The 19,781-nt window shown below is 74.5% G+C and carries 20 protein-coding genes; 6 read left to right on the forward strand and 14 right to left on the reverse strand.

Features of this window, described 5'->3' with window-relative positions:
• Positions 1 to 197: 197 nt before the first annotated feature.
• The 5 genes from ACFYOU_RS26165 to infC form a co-directional block, all read right to left on the reverse strand.
• Complete coding sequence (locus tag ACFYOU_RS26165) at positions 198 to 1,328, reverse strand: ATP-binding protein (protein ID WP_391308935.1); 1,131 nt, start codon at positions 1,326 to 1,328, stop codon at positions 198 to 200.
• 159 nt (positions 1,329 to 1,487) lie between these two features.
• Positions 1,488 to 2,333 (reverse strand): TrmH family RNA methyltransferase, encoded by an 846-nt coding sequence (locus tag ACFYOU_RS26170; protein WP_391308937.1) that lies wholly within the window; start codon positions 2,331 to 2,333, stop codon positions 1,488 to 1,490.
• A gap of 176 nt (positions 2,334 to 2,509) precedes the next feature.
• Positions 2,510 to 2,896, reverse strand: coding sequence for a 50S ribosomal protein L20 (gene rplT / locus ACFYOU_RS26175; RefSeq protein ID WP_073792201.1), 387 nt, complete (start codon positions 2,894 to 2,896; stop codon positions 2,510 to 2,512).
• A gap of 101 nt (positions 2,897 to 2,997) precedes the next feature.
• On the reverse strand, positions 2,998 to 3,192 hold the full coding sequence (gene rpmI / locus ACFYOU_RS26180; protein WP_003947156.1) for a 50S ribosomal protein L35: 195 nt from the start codon (positions 3,190 to 3,192) through the stop codon (positions 2,998 to 3,000).
• Positions 3,193 to 3,298: 106 nt separating this feature from the next.
• Positions 3,299 to 4,027 carry a translation initiation factor IF-3 gene (infC, locus tag ACFYOU_RS26185; protein ID WP_389765617.1) on the reverse strand — a complete coding sequence of 243 codons (729 nt, stop codon included), beginning with the start codon at positions 4,025 to 4,027 and terminating at the stop codon, positions 3,299 to 3,301.
• A gap of 335 nt (positions 4,028 to 4,362) precedes the next feature.
• Between infC and ACFYOU_RS26190 the strand changes: the two genes are divergently transcribed.
• Positions 4,363 to 4,758: a DUF1844 domain-containing protein gene (locus tag ACFYOU_RS26190; protein ID WP_389765471.1), complete on the forward strand. Its 396-nt coding sequence runs from the start codon at positions 4,363 to 4,365 to the stop codon at positions 4,756 to 4,758.
• Positions 4,759 to 4,846: 88 nt separating this feature from the next.
• On the opposite strand, the gene ACFYOU_RS26195 is transcribed toward ACFYOU_RS26190, so the two are convergent.
• Complete coding sequence (locus ACFYOU_RS26195; RefSeq protein ID WP_391308940.1) at positions 4,847 to 5,578, reverse strand: SseB family protein; 732 nt, start codon at positions 5,576 to 5,578, stop codon at positions 4,847 to 4,849.
• 129 nt (positions 5,579 to 5,707) lie between these two features.
• Here ACFYOU_RS26195 and ACFYOU_RS26200 point away from each other — a divergent pair, with 129 nt between their 5' ends.
• On the forward strand, positions 5,708 to 6,766 hold the full coding sequence (locus tag ACFYOU_RS26200; RefSeq protein ID WP_391308941.1) for a serine hydrolase: 1,059 nt from the start codon (positions 5,708 to 5,710) through the stop codon (positions 6,764 to 6,766).
• 28 nt (positions 6,767 to 6,794) lie between these two features.
• Here the strand turns inward: ACFYOU_RS26200 and mycP are convergent, their stop codons facing one another.
• Positions 6,795 to 7,967 (reverse strand): type VII secretion-associated serine protease mycosin, encoded by a 1,173-nt coding sequence (mycP, locus tag ACFYOU_RS26205; protein WP_391308942.1) that lies wholly within the window; start codon positions 7,965 to 7,967, stop codon positions 6,795 to 6,797.
• Positions 7,964 to 9,292 (reverse strand): hypothetical protein, encoded by a 1,329-nt coding sequence (locus tag ACFYOU_RS26210; protein WP_391308943.1) that lies wholly within the window; start codon positions 9,290 to 9,292, stop codon positions 7,964 to 7,966. Before ACFYOU_RS26210 ends, mycP begins: the two co-directional genes overlap by 4 nt.
• Before the next feature lie 773 nt (positions 9,293 to 10,065).
• On the opposite strand from ACFYOU_RS26210, the gene ACFYOU_RS26215 reads away from it, so the two are divergent.
• Positions 10,066 to 11,265, forward strand: coding sequence for an alanine racemase (locus ACFYOU_RS26215; RefSeq protein WP_391308944.1), 1,200 nt, complete (start codon positions 10,066 to 10,068; stop codon positions 11,263 to 11,265).
• Positions 11,266 to 11,284: 19 nt separating this feature from the next.
• Here ACFYOU_RS26215 and ACFYOU_RS26220 read toward each other — a convergent pair whose 3' ends face one another.
• Positions 11,285 to 11,905 (reverse strand): TetR/AcrR family transcriptional regulator, encoded by a 621-nt coding sequence (locus ACFYOU_RS26220; protein ID WP_389765462.1) that lies wholly within the window; start codon positions 11,903 to 11,905, stop codon positions 11,285 to 11,287.
• A gap of 181 nt (positions 11,906 to 12,086) precedes the next feature.
• Here ACFYOU_RS26220 and ACFYOU_RS26225 point away from each other — a divergent pair, with 181 nt between their 5' ends.
• Entirely contained in the window at positions 12,087 to 12,515 is a 429-nt protein-coding gene (locus tag ACFYOU_RS26225; RefSeq protein WP_391308946.1) for a pyridoxamine 5'-phosphate oxidase family protein, read from the forward strand.
• Between the two features lie 16 nt (positions 12,516 to 12,531).
• Here ACFYOU_RS26225 and ACFYOU_RS26230 read toward each other — a convergent pair whose 3' ends face one another.
• Genes ACFYOU_RS26230 through ACFYOU_RS26240 form a run of 3 tightly spaced genes read right to left on the reverse strand, consistent with a single transcriptional unit; the run spans position 12,532 to position 16,142 of the window.
• Positions 12,532 to 13,347: a 3-oxoacyl-ACP reductase gene (locus tag ACFYOU_RS26230; protein WP_391308947.1), complete on the reverse strand. Its 816-nt coding sequence runs from the start codon at positions 13,345 to 13,347 to the stop codon at positions 12,532 to 12,534.
• 3 nt (positions 13,348 to 13,350) lie between these two features.
• The gene (locus tag ACFYOU_RS26235) at positions 13,351 to 14,760 is read right to left on the reverse strand and encodes an aldehyde dehydrogenase family protein (protein WP_391308949.1); all 1,410 of its coding nucleotides are present in this window, start codon (positions 14,758 to 14,760) and stop codon (positions 13,351 to 13,353) included.
• Between the two features lie 8 nt (positions 14,761 to 14,768).
• Positions 14,769 to 16,142: a glutamine synthetase family protein gene (locus tag ACFYOU_RS26240; protein ID WP_391308951.1), complete on the reverse strand. Its 1,374-nt coding sequence runs from the start codon at positions 16,140 to 16,142 to the stop codon at positions 14,769 to 14,771.
• 204 nt (positions 16,143 to 16,346) lie between these two features.
• Between ACFYOU_RS26240 and ACFYOU_RS26245 the strand changes: the two genes are divergently transcribed.
• A complete protein-coding gene (locus ACFYOU_RS26245; RefSeq protein ID WP_391308953.1) occupies positions 16,347 to 17,033 on the forward strand; it encodes a gamma-glutamyl-gamma-aminobutyrate hydrolase family protein in 687 nt (228 codons plus the stop codon).
• A 20-nt stretch (positions 17,034 to 17,053) separates the two neighbouring features.
• Here the strand turns inward: ACFYOU_RS26245 and ACFYOU_RS26250 are convergent, their stop codons facing one another.
• Together ACFYOU_RS26250 and ACFYOU_RS26255 are read right to left on the reverse strand one after the other, a co-directional pair.
• Entirely contained in the window at positions 17,054 to 17,608 is a 555-nt protein-coding gene (locus ACFYOU_RS26250) for an AAA family ATPase (protein ID WP_391308955.1), read from the reverse strand.
• Between the two features lie 10 nt (positions 17,609 to 17,618).
• On the reverse strand, positions 17,619 to 18,545 hold the full coding sequence (locus ACFYOU_RS26255) for a LysR family transcriptional regulator (RefSeq protein WP_389765449.1): 927 nt from the start codon (positions 18,543 to 18,545) through the stop codon (positions 17,619 to 17,621).
• Positions 18,546 to 18,615: 70 nt separating this feature from the next.
• Here ACFYOU_RS26255 and ACFYOU_RS26260 point away from each other — a divergent pair, with 70 nt between their 5' ends.
• Complete coding sequence (locus tag ACFYOU_RS26260) at positions 18,616 to 19,764, forward strand: C4-dicarboxylate ABC transporter (protein WP_391308957.1); 1,149 nt, start codon at positions 18,616 to 18,618, stop codon at positions 19,762 to 19,764.
• Positions 19,765 to 19,781: the final 17 nt, after the last annotated feature.

The raw sequence follows: 19,781 nt of genomic DNA on the forward strand, positions 1-19,781 counted from the left end.
GTCCCCGTCCCGGCTCGTGGACGCCCCGTCCCCGGTGGGGGACGTTGCCGCCCCGGACCGTGGGGACGCAAAGGTGCCAAAGGCCGAGTCTAACGGGGTCGGGAGCCGCCCCCGCGCCGTAGGCCCGTCGTGCGGGGACCCGTCGGGGCGGGCGGCTGCCCTGACCGCGCGTGTGCGCGGAGCGTGCCCGTGACCCCTCAGACCAGATAGGCGGGGGTGGCCACGGGCAACGTAAATCGGAACTCGGCGCCGCCCCCGGGGCCCCGGCCGACGGTGATGGTGCCGCCGTGGGCTTCGACGATGCCCTTGACGATGTACAGGCCGAGCCCGGTGCCGCCGCGCTTGCTCCCCCGCCAGAAGCGGGTGAAGACACGGTTCATGGACTCCTCCGGGATGCCTGGCCCCTCGTCGCTGACCGTGACCGACGTCCCGGTGATTCCGGGTTCGCGCGGGGACGGCGAGGGCTCCACGTCGATGCTGACAGTTCCTTCGCCGTGGCGCACCGCGTTTTCCAGGAGGTTGCTGAGCACCTGGTCGATCTTGTCGGGGTCCGCCCACAGTCCGGGCAGCGGTTGCCGCAGCCGGACGAGGAACCGGTCGACGGGCTGTCCGGCCGCCACGTGCGCCTGGACGTGGCGGCCCACGGCGGCGCCGATGTCGACGGGCTGGCGCCGGACCTCCAGCCGTCCCGAGTCGATGCGGGAGATGTCCAGGAGTTCCGCGATGAGCCGGGTGACGCGGTTGGCGTCGGCGTCGACGGTCTCCAGCATCAGTTTCTTCTGGTCGTCCGTGAAGCGCTCCCACTTGGCGAGCAGGGTCGCGGTGAAGCCCTTGACGGAGGTCAGCGGGGAGCGCAGTTCATGGGCGACGGTGGCGATCAGCTCGGCGTGGCTGCGCTCGGTGCGCCGACGGGCCTCGGTGTCCCGCAGCGAGACGACGACCCGGCGCACGGGTCCCCTCGGCTCGGTGCGGACGTAGCGCGCGGTGACCATGACCTCGCGGCCGCCGGGGAGCAGCAGGTTGCGCTCGGGCTGGCCGCCGCGGATGACCAGCCCGCCGTACGGGTCGGTCAGCCGCCACCAGCGGCGGCCTTCCAGGTCCTCCAGCGGCAGGGCGCGCTCCAGCGGGGCGCCGAGGGCGGCGGCGGGGCTGACGGCGGTGATCCGGGCGGCGGCGGCGTTGAAACAGATGACCCGCCCGGTCTCGTCGGCGATGACCAGCCCGTCGGGGAGGTCGTCCGCGGTGATCCCGTGCGCGTCCGGGCAGGACGGCGCGTCCGGACCGGGCGCGCCGCCCGTGTCCGCGGCGCTGCTGGTGCCGACAGCCATAACCCCGTACCCCACCTCTCGAACTGGTGCAGTGGGCCCCCGAGTTCGTCACCCTACTAGCCGCCGGTCCCCGACTGCCAGAAACCGCCGGCCGCCCGGGGACGTACCCGAGGCACGGGGTGGGCGGGCACGCCGGTGCGTGTGCGCCCCGGGCGCGCCCTACGCCTGGCAACCGCCCCGCGTGCGCTGTGCCCGGGCCGAGGCGTAGAGGCAGACCGCGGCGGCGGTCGCGAGGTTCAGGCTCTCCGCCTTGCCGTGGATGGGGACCCGGACCACGGTGTCGGCGAGGGCGCGGGTCTCCTCGGGCAGGCCCCACGCCTCGTTGCCGAACACCCAGGCGGTGGGCCCGCCCATGGTGCCCCGGTCGAGCTCGGTGTCGAGGTCGTCCGCGCCCGCGCCGTCGGCGGCCACGATCCGGACGCCGGCCTCCCGCAGCCGGGCGACCGCCACCTCCACGGGGACGCCGACGACCACCGGCAGGTGGAACAGGGAACCCACCGAGGCGCGGACGGCCTTGGGGTTGTACGGGTCCACGGAGGCGTCGGTGAGGACGACGGCGTCGGCGCCGGCCGCGTCGGCGCAGCGCAGGACGGTGCCGGCGTTGCCCGGGTCGCGGACGTGGGCGAGGACCGCGACCAGGCGGGGGCGGGCGGCGACGACGTCCTCGAAGGGGGTGTCGAGGAACCGGCAGACGCCGACGAGGCCCTGCGGGGTGACGGTGGTGGAGATCTCGGCGATGACCTCCTCACCGGCGAGGTGGACGCGGGCGCCCGCGCGGCGGGCGTCGGCCACGATGTCGGGGTAGCGGTCCGCGGCGTCTGGCGTGGCGAAGATCTCCACCAGGGTGGGCCGCCCCGCGGTGCGGTGGGCCGCCGCCTCCCGGACGGCCTGGGGTCCCTCGGCCAGGAAGAGGCGTTCCTTGCCCCGGAAGTTGCGGCGCGCCAGCCGCTTGGCCGCCGTGACCCGCGCGGAGCGCGCGGAGATCGGCTCGGGACCGGTGGACATCGGGGCTCTCCCTGGGTTCGGTGCGGACCGGCTCGCTCCCCGCGGCGGACCGGCGCACCGGCGGTCCGGCACTCCGGCCGGGGGAACGGGCGGCGGGGGCGGACGCAGCCGGACCCGTGGACCGGGTCGGTCCACGGGTCCGGGCGTCACCGTCTGGGTGCGGCGGGAGCGGTGTGTCAGGCAGCCGCGCGCGGCGCGTTCACATCGCTGGGCAGCGCCTTCTGCGCGGCCTCGACGAGCGCCGCGAAGGCGTTCGCGTCGTTGACGGCCAGCTCGGCGAGGATCTTGCGGTCCACCTCGATGTTGGCGGCCTTCAGACCCTGGATGAAGCGGTTGTAGGTGATGCCGTTGGCGCGGGCCGCGGCGTTGATCCGCTGGATCCACAGCTGACGGAAGTCGCCCTTGCGCTTCTTGCGGTCGTTGTAGTTGTAGACGAGGGAGTGGGTGACCTGCTCCTTCGCCTTGCGGTACAGGCGCGAACGCTGACCGCGGTAACCGCTGGCCTGCTCCAGGATCGCCCGGCGCTTCTTGTGGGCGTTGACTGCCCGCTTGACGCGTGCCACTTGTTAGCTCCTTGTAGCGGGGCCGCGGTGTTCGTCACGCGGCCCGGTATCGATTGGGTCCCGGTCCTGGCGTCGCACGGCCCCCTCGGGGGCCTGCGACGTCACTTGCCGAGAAGCTTCTTGATCTTCTTGGCGTCGCCCGGGGCCATCTCGGCGTTGCCGGTGAGACGACGCGTCAAACGGGACGACTTGTGCTCGAGCAGGTGGCGCTTGCCGGCGCGCTCGCGGAGCACCTTGCCGGAGCCGGTGATCTTGAAGCGCTTGCTGGCACCGCTGTGCGACTTGTTCTTCGGCATAGCGCCGTTATCTCCTCGTCGGTGGCGCCCCGGTGCCCGGTCCGGAGACCGGGCACGGTGGAGCGTCATGTGTGTTGATGGACATCCCCGGACGCGAGTCCCGGGATCACGCCTCGGCGGGCGCCTCGGCCGGAGTCTCCGCGACCGGAGCCTCTTCGACCGGAGCCTCCTCAGCCGGAGCCTCCTCAGCGGCGGGCTGCTGCGTGCGGCCCGGCTGGAGGGCCTGGCGCTCGGCCTTGCGGGCGGCCTGGGCCTCCCGGGCTTCGGCCATCGCCTCGGTCTTCTTCTTGTGCGGACCGAGGACCATGATCATGTTGCGGCCGTCCTGCTTCGGGTTCGACTCCACGAAACCCAGGTCCTGGACGTCCTCCGCGAGCCGCTGGAGCAGGCGGTAGCCGAGCTCCGGCCGGGACTGCTCACGGCCACGGAACATGATCGTGATCTTGACCTTGTCACCCTGCTTGAGGAACCGGACGACATGACCCTTCTTGGTGTCATAGTCGTGCGGGTCGATCTTCGGCCGGAGCTTCATCTCCTTGATGACCGTGTGCGCCTGGTTCTTGCGCGCCTCACGGGCCTTCATGGCCGACTCGTACTTGAACTTCCCGTAGTCCATGAGCTTGCAGACCGGCGGACGGGCGTTCGCCGCGACCTCGACCAGGTCCAGGTCGTACTCCTGCGCAAGCTCCAGGGCCTTGGCAAGCGGGACAATCCCGACCTGCTCGCCGCTGGGACCGACAAGTCGCACCTCGGGAACGCGAATCCGGTCGTTGATGCGGGGCTCGGCGCTGATGGATCCTCCTCGGTAGCACCACGCGGCGGCCTGGCTGGACAGCCGCGTAACGTCTCTTTTCGTTAGACCTAACCGCGCCGACACACGAAAAATGCCCCGGACGATCACAGCGGGGCTCCTCACGTACCGGAACACCGCCGCGATAGCGCGGGGCGTACATTCGGGCTGATCACACCTCGGGGATGTGATCGCCTGACCGGTGACCCGCCGCCCCGGGGGGCGGTCAGGTGGGAGAGCGGAGCCTCCACTTGTGGGCCGGGCACGCGAGTGCCCAGCCGGTCGTTCACCCAGGTTAACAGTTCCGGGACAGCACGGCCAATCTGCGCCACGGGGGCCGCGCCCCCTGGTCGCGGGCTGCTGGGCCTATCGTGTGGGGCATGAGTGACGCCACCCCAGAGAACCCGGCCGGCCCGGCCACCGCGGACGCCGACGGCTCGGCCCCCGACTTCGACACCATGACCCGCGACATCGCCGATGTCCCCGCGGTCGAGGTGATCACGACGGTGGCGGTCCATCTGATGAGTGCCGCCGCCGTGAACCTCGGTCTCGCGGAGGAGGGCGACCGGCACAAGGACCTCGACGAGGCCCGCAAGCTGATCCACGCACTGGCCGGTCTGGTGGACGCGGGCGGTACCGAGATCAGCTCCTTCCACGCGGCTCCGCTGCGCGACGGCCTCAAGTCGCTCCAGTTGGCCTTCCGCGAGGCGTCCACCGTCCCGGACGCGCCGGGCCAGGGGCCGGGCGAGAAGTACACGGGCGTGGTCTACGGCTGACCCGCGCACCCGCAGCACCACGGACGTGAGGAGAGGGGCCCCGCGGGGCCCCTCTCCTCACGTCTGCTTCGGGTTCCTCGCGTCCGCTTCAGACGCGCGCGTACAGCGGCTCCCCCGGCGGGGTGCTGCCCGGCGGCAACAGCGCCAGGTCGAGACCGCGCACCAGCCGGGCGCGCAGGGTCAGGTCGTCGGCCAGGCGCTCGGCGAGGGCCCGCACCACGTCGGCGGCGGGGGCCGCCGGGTCCAGGACGAGGGCGAGGACGGCGTCCGCCCGGCCCGCGCCGAGGTGGGCGCTGACCACGGCGGGCTCGGCCGCGACCACGGCGCGCACCGCCTCGGCGACCGCCGGGTCGGCGAGCGGATCGGTGCTGGTGCGCCCCTCGGCGAGGGCGAGCAGGGCGGGCCCGGTGAGCTCGTACGGGACGGGCCCGGCCAGGTCGATGACGATCGTGTCGGCCTTCTCGTGGGCGGCGGCCTTCAGGGCCTGCTCCAGCGGCACCGCGACGGGCCGGGCCGCGGGGTCCCAACGGGCGAGGGAGGCGGTGGAGGTGAACGCGGGCAGGGCGGTGCGGCCCCGGGCCTTGAGCGTCGGGACGGCCATCTCGCTCGTCTTCTCGCGGCGCAACCCGTTCTCGTCCTCCTCTACCTCACCGAGCAGGGCCACCATCGGCACCAGCAGGCGGGTGCCCCGGAGGGCTTCGAGGAGCGGGCCCTCCGCACTGCGGTCGGCGGCCCAGGCGGTGAGCGCGGCACTCAGCTCGGGGTCGGCGGAGCCGTCGTCGTCGGAGTAGCCGGGCTGCGGGATGTTCTTCTTCGCCACGGGGCACGATCCTAGTGGGCCCGTGGCGGGGCCCACCGGGCGGGAGGACCCGGGTCACGGTCCGACATTCTCAGCGGAAGCTGAGATTCATCTCACGGCGCCCACACGAGGACACCGGAGCATCCCCGCATGTTCCTGCGCTCACCCAACCCGGCGAGGACCAGCACGCCGTCCCCGCGCCCTGTCGTCCTGTCGACGTTCGTCGGCTCCCTGCTGGTCGTCCTGTTGGGGTGTTCGTCCCCCGGGCACACCCGTCCGGGGTCCGGCGGGCCGCCCGGCTCCGGCGCCCCGGCGTCATCGCCCTCCTTATCCGCGCCGTCGACCGCGCCCTCGCCGTCGACCGCCGCGAGCACGAGCCCGAGCGCACGGCCCGAGGAGACCACCGTGGAGCAGGAGGAGCGGCTCGCCCGCGCCCTGGAACCCGTACGCACCCGGGGCAAGTCCCGGTACTCGGTGGCGTTGGCCCCGCTGGACGGGGACGGTGCCCCGGTCTCCTACCGGGGCACGACGGGGTTCGCGACGGCGAGCATAGTGAAGGTGGACATACTGGCGGCCCTCCTGCTCGGTGCCCAGCGCTCGGGGCGGCGGCTCACCCCGGGCGAACGGGGGAACGCGACGGCGATGATCGAGCGCAGCGACAACGCCTCCGCGAGCGCGCTGTGGACCGCGATAGGCGGTGCCCGGGGTCTCGACGCGGCGAACGAACGGCTCGGGTTGACCGGGACCACGGGTGGCGCGGCCGGGCGGTGGGGGCTGACCCGGACCACGGCGGTGGACCAGGTGGCCCTGTTACGGGCGGTGTTCGACGCACCGGGCGGTTCGGCGCTGAGCGCGGCCTCACGCGCCTACGTGCAGCAGCTGATGGGACGGGTGGTGTCCGGCCAGGACTGGGGGGTCTCGGCGGCGGGCGGTCCCGAACACGCCCTGAAGAACGGATGGTTGCCCAGGTCCGCGACCGGACTTTGGGTGATCAACAGCGTGGGGCGGGTGTCCGTGGAGGGGCGGAGCTATCTGGTGGCCGTGCTGTCGGACGGCCACACCTCGATGGACGAGGGCGTGCAACTGGTGGAGAAGGTGGCCTCGCTGGCGGTGGAGGTGCTGGAGGACGGGGCCGGGGCGGATGGCTCGGGGGCGGACGGGGCCGCGGCGGACGGGTCGCGGGCCGCTCCGGTGCCCTCCGCCCCCTGAGTCGCGCGGACCCGACGGGCCCCGGAGCTCAGTCGGCGGGACGCCGCCGCCACAGGACGACCGCCACGGCCAGCAGGACGACCCCGACGCCGCCGGCGAACGGCCCGACCCACCCGTTCTCCTCCTTCTTCACGGGACGGTCGGGGCCCGGTCCGAAGTACCGCTGGCCGTGGGCGGCGACGCTCGGCTCCGGGCCCAGGTCGGCGCCCGCCCTGATCGCGGCGGCGGGGGCGACCAGGCCGAAGCCCCGGGAGTCGTCGCGACCTCCCTCGGGCGGGTGCTGGGCGGTGTCCTCCAGCAGGCGCTTGATCTGGGCGGGGCTCAGACCGGGGTGGGCGGCCCGGACCAGGGCGACGGCACCGGAGACGAACGCGGCGGCGGCACTGGTGCCCCAGCCCTCGTAGTAGCGGCGGTCCGGGTCCACCAGCACGACGTCCTCACCGGGTGCGCTGACGGTCGCGTACCAGCGGCGGGTCGAGAAGGGCGCGCGGGTCCCGAACCGGTCCACGGCGGTGGCCGCGATGACCCCGGGGTAGGCCGCGGGGTACGAGACGTGGTCGCCCTTCTCGCCGCCGTTGCCCGCGGAGGCGATGACCGACGCGCCCTTCTTCAGGGCGTACCGGACGGCCGCGTCCTCCGCGGGCTCGGGGTGGGCGGAGGCGGAGTCGTCGCCGAGCGAGAGGTTGATGACGTCGGCGCCCTGGTCGGCGGCCCAGCGGATGCCTTCGGCGAGGGCGGTGCCCCGGGTGTCGCGGGCCTTCTTGCGGGACGGGTCCCCGTCCTCCAGGATCACCCGGATCGGGAGGATCTTGGCCCCGGGTGCGATGCCGAGGACCCCGTCGGCGTTGCCGGGGCCGTGTCCGTGGCCGGCGATGATCCCGGCCATCGCCGTGCCGTGCCGGGCCCAGGGCCGGTCGCCGCGTCGGGCGCCGAAGCCGATCAGGTCCTTGCCGGGCAGGACGTTGCCGGTCAGGTCGGGGTGGGAGTCGTCGACGCCGGTGTCGAGTACCGCGACCGTGATGCCCTCGCCCTTCGTGGTGCGCCACGCCTCCTCGACCCGGAGGGCCTCGTGGCTCCACTGGCGGGCCCGGATGTTGTCGGCGTGGACCGGTGCGGTGGGCAGGAGCGTGAGGGCGGTGGCGAGGCCGGCGCAGACGAGGGCGGTGGTGGTGCGGCGGGCCGGTCGGTGACGGGAGGTCATGGCGTCTTCTCCGCGGCTGCGGTGACCCGGGCGCGCAGACCGCGTTCGATGCGGTCCGCGAGCCCCTTGGCCTCGTGGCCGAGTCCGGACTGGGCGGCGGCGGAAGTGCCGTCGCCGCGGGCGGCCTCGGTGGCGGGCTCCGGGTCGGTGACGGTGCGGCCGTCGGCGAACCCGGACACGGCGAAGGCGATGACCGGGGCGTCGGTGAGGACGGAGAGGGTCCAGGTGGCGCGCTGCTGGTCCCCGAACCCGGCGGCGGGGGTGCCCGCGACGGCGTACGGACGGGGCATCAGTTCGCGGCTCCGGTCGAGGCCCTGCTCGGTGACGCGGGTGCGCAGCGCACGCATTCCCTTGGCGTCCGCCTTCGTGAACAGCAGGCCGACGGTGGTGAGGTGGCTGCGGGTGTCGTCGGTGTACGTGGCACGCACCAACCGTTCGCAGCCGGCGGGGTCGAGCGCCTGGTGCAGCAGCGGGTCCAGGCCCTTGGCGCAGGTGCTGTCGGGGGCGACGGCGACGCGGCGCCACAGGCGGTCCGCCCCGCCGGGGCCCGCTTCCTCGCCGCGCACGGTCCGGGGGAAGAGTTCGTCCACCGGGGTGCTGTGCCACAGCTCGGCCAGGGCGGCGAAACGATCGGCGGGGCCGGGGGCCGCGGTGCTGTCCCCGGTGAGCCAACTGCCGGTGACGGCGCCGCCGATGAGGCCGAGTCCGAGGATGATGCAGCCGGCGGCGGTGGCGGCCCGGTAGCGGGCGAAGCGGCCGGGCCGGTGGTCCGGGTCCCGGTCGGCGGGGTCGCGCAGGCCGTCGCCGGGCAGTCGGTGCACCGGTTCGTCGTCGAACGGCCCCGGTTCGTAGGGGCCGGTCGGGGCGGGCCAGGTGCGCGGGTCGCCCGGTCCGGGCGGGAGGGGGCCGTGGGGGTCGTCGTCCCAGTACCCGCCGCCGGTGCGGTGGTCGGGCGGCGGCGTGGGGTGGTGCTCCCCGACCGCGGGGTACGGGGGGCGGGGCGAGCGCGGTCCCGGCCGGGTCGGTCGGCGGGGCGCGGGTGGTCGACCCGGGTACGGGGGGCGGGGCGGGTGCACCGGCCCGGCGCCCGGCAGTTCGGACCCGGCGGCGCCCGGGGGCGGGGCGCCGGGGGTGCGGGGCTCGGGCGGCGGCTCGTCGGGGAAACGGGCCGAGGCGACCGGCGGCGGGGGCGGGGTGGGGCCCGGGGGCCCCAGGGGGACGGTGGGGGGTGCGGGCACACCGAAGTGGGGGCCGTGGCCCGGCCGGGTCCGGCCGGGAGCGCCGGCGTATCCCGGGCCGTTCGGCAACGGGTTGTCGTCAGCCATTCCGCGAACGTCGAACACCCCTTGAGTATCCAGTGACTTGCGCGTTCCGGGAGTGCGGGAGCGGGAACTCGCCGTCGGGGGACGGTCCGGAGCGGGGGCGGGCAGGCCGACGCCGGGGGGCGTGACGGGCGCACCGGTGGGACGCGGGGGTGCCGAGGGGCGTGGTGGGTGCGGCGGCGGGGGCGGGGGCGGGGGGCCCACCGGGCCCCCCGGGAAGGAGCGGGGCGGTGCGGGGGCGGGCGGTGCCGGGGGGCTCAGGGGGGCGGGTGGGTGTGCGGGGGCCGGCCCGGTCGTGTCCGTGCTCATGCGCCCCCCGTTTCCTGGCCGGTCCCCCTGGGACCGGGTCACCCGTGCCGGGCTCGCTGCCCGGTTCCTCTCCAGCGGCCCCGCGCCCGGACCCCGCCGGGCCCGGGACGGTGCGTGCCCCGTCCGGCACCGGGCGGGCCGTTGCCGACCGGTCCACGGCTCGCGCCCGCGAAGACCTCGGCGGTCCGCCCGCGGGCCGCCGGCCGCGGGCCGGGGCCGCCCGGGCGACGGGACCGCGGCGGAACCCGCCGGTGACGGGGCCGGCCACCGCGACCGGTCCGGCCGGGTCGTGCGGCGGACGGTGCGGTCGACCGGTCCGGCGGGTGGTTCCCGGGCCCGGTCGTTCGTTTGCGTTCGCGTCACTCTACGGGCTGATGACCTTCATCGGGGAGCCGGAACGGCCACCGGCGGCATCTGCCCGGTACGTCCCCCTACCCTCCGGTAACCGCATCTGGCAGGCTGCGGGCATGACTGCGCGCGCCGCCGACCGGGCCCGTTACGACCGGGCCACCGCCGGGTTGGACGCCCCGCTGGCGATCGTGGACCTGGACGCCTTCGACGCCAACGCCGCCGATCTGGTGCGCCGCGCGGGCGGCACACCGGTGAGGGTGGCCACCAAGTCGGTGCGCTGCCGGGCGCTGTTGGAGCGGGTCCTGGAGCGGGAGGGCTTCGCCGGCGTCCTGTCCTTCACCCTCGCCGAGTCGCTCTGGCTGGCGCGCTCCGGCTTCGATGACGTGCTGCTGGCCTACCCGTCCACCGACCGCGCCGCCTTCGCCGAGCTCACGTCCGATCCGGAGCTGGCCCGGGCCGTCACCGTGATGGTGGACGACCCCGCGCAGTTGGGGCTGATCGACGCGGCGCGCGGGGGCCGGGAGGAGGTGCGGGTGTGTCTGGAGTGGGACACCTCGCTGTGGCGGGCCGGCGGCCTGGTCCGGGTGGGGGCGCGCCGGTCGCCGCTGCGCTCCCCCGCCGCCCTGGTGGAGGTGGCCCGCGCGGTGGCCGGGACGCCCGGGTTCCGGCTGGTGGGGGTGATGGCGTACGAGGGGCACATCGCCGGGGTGGGTGACGCGGTGGCGGGCCGTCCGCTGCTGTCGCGCGGGGTCCGGCTGATGCAGTCGGTGGCCCGGCGGGAGTTGGTGGTGCGGCGCGCGGAGGCGGTGCGGGCGGTGCGGGCGGTCGCGCCGGATCTGGAGTTCGTCAACGGTGGCGGGACCGGCAGCGTGCAGCACACGGCGGCGGAGGACGCGGTGACGGAGGTCGCCGCGGGGTCGGGGCTGTTCGTGCCCCGACTGTTCGACCACTACGCGTCGTTCACGGGGCGCCCGGCGGCCCTGTTCGCCCAGCCGGTGGTCCGGCGCCCGGGCGTCGGCGTGGTGACCGTACTGGGCGGCGGCTACCCCGCGTCGGGCCCGGCGGGGGCGGACCGGCTGCCCGTCCCCTACCTGCCCGAAGGGCTGCGGTACGGCCGGGCGGAGGGCGCCGGTGAGGTCCAGACCCCGTTGTTCGGCTCGCCGGCGGACGATCTGCTGCTCGGGGACAAGGTGTGGTTCCGCCATGCGAAGGCGGGTGAGCTGTGTGAGCGCTTCGCTGCGCTGCACCTGGTGCGGGGCGATCGGGTGACCGCCGCGGTGCCCACCTATCGGGGCGAGGGCCGGACGTTCCTGTGAGCCCCGGCGCGGCGGGCGGTCACGTCGTGGAGCGGTCCACGCCGAGCAGTCCGGCCACGGCGTCGACGGCGATGACCCGGACCTGTGCCTCCCGGACGTAGTCGTGGGCGCACAGACGGGGCACCACCAGGCCGTCGAGGAGGGCGAGGACGACCGTCACCAGGTCCTCGGGGTCCTGGTCGGTGGTGAACCGGCCGGTCCGCACGCCCTCGTGGACCGCTTCGACGAACGGCCGCCGGTAGCGGCGCTGGAGATCGGCGCTGTGGGCCCGCAGTTCGGGGTCACGGACCGCGGCGTACCAGAATTCGAGCAGCATCCGCCAGGTCTGTTCCGGCTGGCTGGCCAGTCCGCGCTCCAGGAGTCGCAGCAGGCGCTCCCACGGCCCGTCCTCCTGGGCGGCGCAGCGTTCCATGACCCGGACCTCCTCCTCGGTGGAGTGGTGGAGGGCCGCGACGAGCATGTCGTCGCGTGAGCCGAAGTAGAACTGGAGCGTGCTCACGGCCACGCCCGCGGCACTCGCCACGTCGCTGAACCGGGTCCGGTCGTAGCCCCGTTCGGCCAGGACGGAGGCGGCCACCCGCAGCACCTCGACGCGCCGTTCACCACCGGCCCGACGGCGGTGCCCCCGCTCGTTGTCCACTACCGGCCCCTCTGCTGCTCGTTGCTCGCTGGACCGACCGACTGTACAGCCGACCGGTACGGCGGTACGGAGTGGGCTACCGTATGACCGACCGGTACCGCCGTACGGCAACCGTGTCCGTGCTCCCCGAACGCGCCCGCTCCCCGACCAGGAGCGGCCCACGTCACCCAGGAGATCCCCCATGCCGCTGACCCGTCACGAACGCGAAGAGTTCCTCGCCGAGCCCCATGTCGCGGCGATCTCGATCGACTCGGGCGACCCGCGTCGCGCCCCGGTCTCCGTCCCCATCTGGTACCAGTACGCGCCGGGCGGCGACCTCTGGATCCTCACCGCGACCACCTCGCGCAAGGCCGAACTGATCGCGGCGGCCGGCCGGTTCACCCTGTTGGTGGACCGGGTGGAACCGACCACACGGTACGTCTCCGTCGAAGGGCCCGTCATCAGTACGGCACCCGCGGACCGGGAACACATCCGGGAGCTGGCGGCCCGCTACCTGCCCGCCGAGAAGGTCTCCGGTTACCTCGACTTCGCCGAACGCGAGCACGGCGAGCAACTGATCGTCCACATGCGCCCGGAGCGTTGGATCACGGCCGAGCTCGGCTCCCTGTGAGCGCCCCGCGGGGCGCTCACAGCGGGGTGACGTAGGCGCCGGAGATCCCGCCGTCCACCAGGAAGTCGGTGGCGTTGACGAACGACGCGTCGTCGCTCGCCAGGAAGGCGACGGCGGCGGCGATCTCCTCGGCCTCGGCGAACCGCCCGACGGGGATGTGCACCAGTCGGCGGGCCGCCCGCTCGGGGTCCTTGGCGAACAGCTCCCGGAGCAGCGGGGTGTTGACCGGCCCGGGGCACAGCGCGTTCACCCGGATGCCCTCGCGGGCGAACTGCACGCCCAGTTCGCGGGACATGGCGAGGACACCGCCCTTGGAGGCGGTGTACGAGATCTGCGAGGTCGCCGCGCCCATCCGGGCCACGAACGAGGCGGTGTTGATGATCGATCCCCTGCCCTGGCGGCGCATGTAGGGGATGGCCGCCTTGCAACAGAGGTAGACGGAGGTCAGGTTGACCTCCTGGACCCGCTGCCACGCCGCCAGGGGGGTGTCGAGGATGGAGTCGTCGTCCGGCGGTGAGATCCCGGCGTTGTTGAAGGCGACGTCCACCGAGCCGTAGGTGTCGTGGGCCACCCGGAACAGGGCCTCGACCTGTGCGGCGTCGGTGACGTCGGCGGCGACGAAGGTGCCGCCGACCTCGTCGGCCACCGCGGTGCCGGCCCGTTCGTCGATGTCGCCGCAGACGACGTGGGCGCCCTCGGCCGCCAGTCGGCGCGCGGTGGCGAGGCCGATCCCGCTGGCCGCTCCGGTGATCACGGCGGTGCGGCCGACCAGGCGGCGACAGACGGGCTCGGGGGCGGGCGGCCGGGGGTCGGCCGCTGGGGTTCCGGTCATGGGTCAGACCTCCGTGTTCAGGAAGACGTTCTTGGTCTCGGTGAAGGCCGCCAGCGCGTCGGGGCCCAGTTCCCGCCCGAGCCCGGACTGCTTGAACCCGCCGAACGGGGTCCAGTAGCGGACGCTGGAGTGGGAGTTCACGGACAGGTTGCCCGCGGCGACCGCGCCGCAGACCCGCAGGGCCCGGCCCAGGTCGCGGGTCCACACCGAGCCGGCGAGACCGTACTCGGTGGCGTTGGCGAGCCGGACGGCCTCCGCCTCGTCACGGAAGGGCAGCACCACGGCCACGGGTCCGAAGACCTCCTCGGTGGCGGCGGGGGCGTCGGGAGCGAGGCCGGTGAGGACGGTCGGCGGGAACCAGAAGCCGGGCCCGTCGGGGCACCGGCCCCGGATGCCGGGCAGGTCGTCGGAGACGTAGCCGCGGACCCGATCGAGCTGGGCCCGGGAGATCAACGGGCCCATCTGGGTGCGTTCGTCGGCCGGGTCGCCGACGCGCACGGCCTCCACCGCGGGGGCGAGGAGTGAGAGGAAGCGCTCGTACACCGTGTCCTGCACCAGGATGCGGGTCCGGGCGCAGCAGTCCTGGCCGCTGTTGTCGAGGAAGGACAGGGGCGCGGCGGCAGCGGCGGCCTCGATGTCGGCGTCGGCGAAGACCAGGTTGGGGCTCTTGCCGCCGAGTTCGAGGGTCACCCGCTTCACCCGGTCGGCGCACTTCGCCATGATCGTCTTGCCCACGGCGGTGGAGCCGGTGAACACGATCTTCGCGACGCCCGGATGGGTCACCAGGGCGTCGCCCGCGATCCTCCCCGCGCCGGGCAGCACCTGGAACAGGTGCTCCGGGAGGCCGGACTCGCGACCGAGTTCGGCCAGCCGCAGTGCGGTGAGCGGAGTGGTCTCGGCGGGCTTCAGCAGGACCGCGTTGCCCGCCGCGAGGGCCGGCGCGGTCCCCCAGGCGGCGATCGGCAGGGGGAAGTTCCAGGGGGCGATCACCCCGACGACCCCGAGCGGTTCGAGGATCGTGACGTCGAGTCCGCCGGCGACCGGGATCTGTCGCCCGCACAGCCGCTCCACCCCGCCGGCCGCGTAGTCGAGGAGGTCGCGTACGTTGCCCGCCTCCCAGCGGGCGTTGCCGATCGTGTGGCCGGCCTCGCGGACCTCCAGGTCGGCGAGTTCTTCGAGGTGGGCGTCGACCGCGGCGGCGAACCGGCGCAGGGCGCGGGCCCGGTCGCCGGGTGCCAGGCCCGCCCAGGTGTGTTGGGCGCCCGCCGCACGGGTGACGGCCCGGTCCACGTCGACGGCGGTGGCGCCGGGGACGGTGGCGACCACCTCTTCGGTGCTCGGGTTCAGGACCGTCAGCTCGTAGGGCTCGTCGGGCGCGGGCGGCGGGGGGTGCGGGTGGGACGCGTTCGGCAAGGCGTTCCTCACAGGCGTTCGAAGGAGCGGCGCAGTTCCCAGTCGGTCACCGCGGTGTCGAAGGCGTCGAGTTCGACGCGGGCCGCGTGGTGGTAGTGGTCGACCACCTCGTCACCGAAGGCCGCACGGGCGATCGTGCTGCCCTCCCAGAGGTCGGCCGCCTCCCGCAGGGTGGTGGGGACCCGGGGGAAGTCGGCGGTGTAGGCGTTGCCCGGGCAGGGCTCGGGGAGGTCGAGTCCCTGCTCGATGCCGTGCAGTCCGGCGGCGACCAGGCCCGCGACGGCCAGGTGCGGGTTGACGTCGCCACCGGGGAGCCGGTTCTCGAAGCGGAGCGAGGGCCCGTGGCCGACGACCCGGAGTGCACAGGTCCGGTTGTCGTGCCCCCAGGCGACGGCGGTCGGCGCGAACGAGCCGGGTCGGAAGCGCTTGTACGAGTTGACGTTCGGCGCGTACAGCAGCGAGAACTCCCGGAGGGCGGCGAGTTGCCCGGCGAGGAAGTGCCGCATCACGGGCGCCATGCCGTGCGGGTGGGTCGGGTCGTCCGACGCCGTCGCGGGGCGGCCCTCGGCATCGGTGAGGGAGAGGTGGATGTGGCAGGAGTTGCCCTCGCGCTCGTTGAACTTGGCCATGAAGGTGAGGGAGACGCCTTCCTGCGCGGCGATCTCCTTGGCCCCGGTCTTGTAGAGGGCGTGTTGGTCGCAGGTGACGAGGGCCTCGTCGTAGCGGAACGCGATCTCGTGCTGTCCGGGGTTGCACTCGCCCTTGGCCGACTCGACGGTGAGGCCCGCGCCCGCCATCTCGTTGCGGATGCGGCGCAGCAGCGGTTCGATGCGGCCGGTGCCGAGCACGGAGTAGTCGACGTTGTACCGGTTGGCCGGGGTCAGTCCGCGGTAGGCGGCGTCCCACGCCTGTTCGTAGGTGTCCGTGAAGACGATGAACTCCAACTCCGTGCCCACCCGGGCCCGCCAGCCGTGGCCGGCGAGCCGGTCGAGTTGGCGGCGCAGCACCTGGCGGGGCGCGGCGACCACCGGTGAACCGTCCTGCCAGGCGAGGTCGGCGAGGAGCAGGGCGGTGCCCTCGTTCCAGGGGACGCGGCGCAGGGTGGTCGGGTCGGGGCGCATCACGAAGTCGCCGTAGCCGCGGTCCCAGGAGGACATGGCGTACCCGTCGACGGTGTTCATCTCGGTGTCGACGGCGAGCAGGTAGGCGCAGCCCTCCGTGCCGTGCTGCACCACCTCGTCGAGGAAGAAGCCGGCGGCGAAGCGTTTGCCCTGGAGCCGTCCTTGCATGTCGGGGAAGGCCAGGACGACCGTGTCGATCTCACCGTGGGCGACGAGGGTGCGCAGCCGCTCGACGGTGAGCGGGGGTGTGCGGTCTGCCACGGGAAGGGCCTCCTTGGGTCAGCCGGCGCATGCAAGGTAGTCCCGGCGGACACGGGCGGGGAAGGGAGCGCGGGCGAATGCATCCGGATGCCACGGCGCCGGGTGTCGTCCGTGACCGGGAGGGGCAGTGACCCCGTGACCGGAGGGGACGGAGGGGCCTCAGAGACACGAGGGCACAGAGGGCACAGAGGGTGAGGAGTGTGCGTGGTGGACAGGCCGCTGATCGGAGTGAGCACCTACCGGGAGGTCGCGCGCTGGGGCGTGTGGGAGTTGCCGGCCGCCCTGGTGCCGGCCGGCTATCCGCGACTGGTGCAGGCCGCCGGGGGTCTCGCCGCACTGTTGCCGCCCGACGACCCGGCGCACGCGGTGGCGGCGGTCGCCCGGTTGGACGGGCTGGTCATCGCGGGCGGCCCGGATGTGGAGCCGGGACGGTACGGGGCCGAGCGGGAGCCCGGGACCGGGCCGCCCGCCCGGGCCCGGGACGCCTGGGAGTTGGCGCTCATCGGGGCGGCGCTCGCCGCGGGGACCCCGCTGCTGGGGATCTGTCGGGGGATGCAGTTGCTGAACGTCGCCCTCGGCGGCACCCTCGTCCAGCACCTGGAGGGGCACGCCGAGGCGGTGGGGGTCTTCGGAACGCATCCGGTGACCGCGGTGCCGGGCACCCGGTACGGGGCGTTGGCTCCGGGTGCGTCGCAGGTGCCGACGTACCACCACCAGGCCGTGGCGCGGCTGGGTGCGGGGTTGGTGGCCTCGGCGCACGCACCGGACGGCACGGTGGAGGCGGTGGAACTGCCCGGGGCACGGTGGGTGCTCGGGGTGCAGTGGCACCCCGAGATGGGTGAGGACCTGCGGGTGGTGCGGGCTCTGGTCGCCGCGAGCGCCGGAAGCTGATCGGGACGGTCCCGCGGCGGTCAGCGCAGGGCGTCCACGAGGAACCGCGCCCGCTCCGCGACGGGCGCGAACGGCAGGCGCACCAGCTCGTAGCCGTAGGCGGTGTAGGTCTCGACCATCGACTCGTAGGTGCGCACGGCCTCGTCGTAGGACTGCTTGCGCTCCGCGTCCCGTCGGTAGATCTCGGGCCACGGGGGTGCGATGAACACCCGGCGGTGGTACCGGAACCGCTGGGCGGCGGTGTGCAGGTGGCCCGGTACGGGCAGTTGCTGGGTCCTCAGGTAGCCCACCACGTCGGGGACGCCCCGGTCGAAGAGGACGGGTGCCGCTCCCGCCGAGGCGATGCGGTGGGAGCGCATCTCCCAACCGAGCATCAACTCGGCGAACAGGACGGGGTCCTTCCAGGGCAGCCCGGGTCCGTCGATGGCGACCTGTTCCCGGATGATCCCGCGTCCCGCCTCCGGTGAGCCGGCGTAACCCTGCTCCCGCAAGTGGTCGATCAGGGTGCTCTTGCCGGATCCCGGCCCCCCGGTCAGGACGATGAGCCGCGCCGTCTGCGCCGTCTGGACGGTCATGCGGCGGAGTCTACGGGGAGCGGGTCAGGGCGAGCAGGTCGCGGGCGGGGCCGGTGGGGCGGGGGCCCTGGGGCCAGGCGGCCCGCAGGGCGCGGGTGAGGGTGACGTCCCGCAGCGGGATCGCGACCAGCCGGCGGGCGGCCAACTCCTCGCCGACGGCGAGTTCGCTGAGGACCGCGGGCCCCGCGCCGCTGACCGCGGCGGCCTTGACCGCGGTGGTGGAGGACAGCTCGATCAGCGGGCGGGCCGGTTCGCCGATGGCCGCCGTCAGCACCTGTCGGGTCCCGGAGCCCTCCTCGCGGAGGATCAGCGGGGTCCGGGCCAGTTCGGCGGCCGGCACCGGGAGGCGGCGACGGGCCCAGGGGTGGGTGGGCGCGGTGACGACGAGGAGCCGGTCGTGGCCGATCACCGTGGCGTCCAACCCGGGCGGCACCCGTACCCCCTCGACGAACCCGAGGTCGGCCGCGCCGGACAGCAGCCGCTCGGCGACCGTCGTGGAGTTCCCGGCGTGCAGGGACACCGCCGTGTCGGGCCGCGCGGCGCGCAGGGCGAGGAGCCAGCCGGGCAGCAGATACTCCGCGATGGTCATGCTGGCGGCGACCCGCAGCCGTGAGTCGCGCCGGTCGCGCAGGGCCTGCGTCCCCGCGTCGAACGCTTCCGCCGCCTCGACCACCCGACGGGCCCAGTCGGTGACCAGGGCCCCGGCCTCGGTGAGCCGGGAGCCCCGGGGCGAGCGGTCCACCAGGGTCACCCCGAGCCGCCGTTCCATGGCCCGGACGCGGCTGCTCGCCGCGGGTTGGGTGATGCCGAGCTCCTTGGCCGCGCGGCCGAGGCTGCCGAGCCGCGCCACCGCGAGCAGCAGTTCCATCGCCCCGAGGTCCGGTACGCGGTGTGCGAGCGGTACCGATCGCCCCGTGTCGCCGTCCGGTCCACTCATCAATCCAGCTTATGCCCTCATAGGGAGAAGACCCCTGGTGGGCGCCCGGTCGGGGGGCGACGGTGGTCCCATGGCCACCGCCACCCGCACTCCGACCGACGCCCCCCTGCCGCCGCGGGCGCCCGCGCCGCGCCCGCCGCGTTCCGCGCTGACCCTCCGGGTGCGCCGGGCGGTCCGGCACCTCGGGCCGAACTGGTACGCCACGGTGATGGGCACGGCGATCCTGGCGTCGGCCGGGGCCGAGCTCACCGGGCGGCTGCCCGGGCTCCGTCCGTGGTGGGTCGCCATCTGGTCGCTGTCGCTGCTGGTGCTGGTGCTGCTGGCGGCGGCCCGGTCCCTGCACTGGCGCCACCACCGCGACCGGGCCCTCGTCGACCTCGACGACCCGGCGACGGCGCCCTTCTACGGCTGTCTGTCGATGGCGCTGCTGGCGGTCGGTGGCGGTGCGGTGGGCGTCGGACGGGACGTGCTGGGCGAGGGCGTCGCGGTGGGGCTGGGGCTGTTGTTGTTCGGGGTGGGGACGGTGGTGGGGCTGGTGGTCGCGGTCGGCGTCCCGTACCGGTTGATCGTGGGGCGGGGCGCGGTGCGGGTGACGCCGGTGTGGCTGCTGGTGGTCGTGGCGCCGGTGGTGTCCGCGGCGACCGGGCCGCTGTTCGTCCCGCACCTCCCGGCGGGGGCCGGGGAGAGCTTGGTGTTCGGCTCGTTCGCGCTGCTCGGGGTGGGGCTGCTCGGCACGCTGGTCCTGCTGCCTTCGGTGTTCGCCGGGCTGGTGGCCGAGGGTCCGCCGGCGCCGGCGCTGACCCCGACGCTGTTCCTGGTGCTCGGGCCGCTCGGCCAGTCCACGACCGCGCTCGGTCGGCTCGCGGACGCCGCGCCCGCGGTGACCGGGCCCGGGCTCGCGGACGGGTTCGGGGTGCTCGCCGTGCTGTACGGGGTGCCGGTGATGGGGTTCGCGCTGCTGTGGCTGGCCCTGGCGACCGCCCTGGTGGTGCGGGCCCGGCGCCGGGGCATGCGGTTCTCGATGACGTGGTGGGCGTTCACCTTCCCCGTCGGCACCTGTGTGACGGGCGCGGCGGCGCTGGCGGACCGGACCGGGTGGGGCGCGTACGAGGTGGTGGCGGCGTTGCTGGGCGCGGCGCTGGCGGCGGCCTGGACGGTGGTCGCGGCGCGGACGGTCCTGGGACTGGCGCGCGGACGGCTCTTGGCCCCGCCCCGTTGAGCCTCCGGCCCGCACGG

Source organism: Streptomyces sp. NPDC005955 (genome assembly GCF_042871255.1).
Classification (GTDB): Bacteria; Actinomycetota; Actinomycetes; order Streptomycetales; family Streptomycetaceae; genus Streptomyces.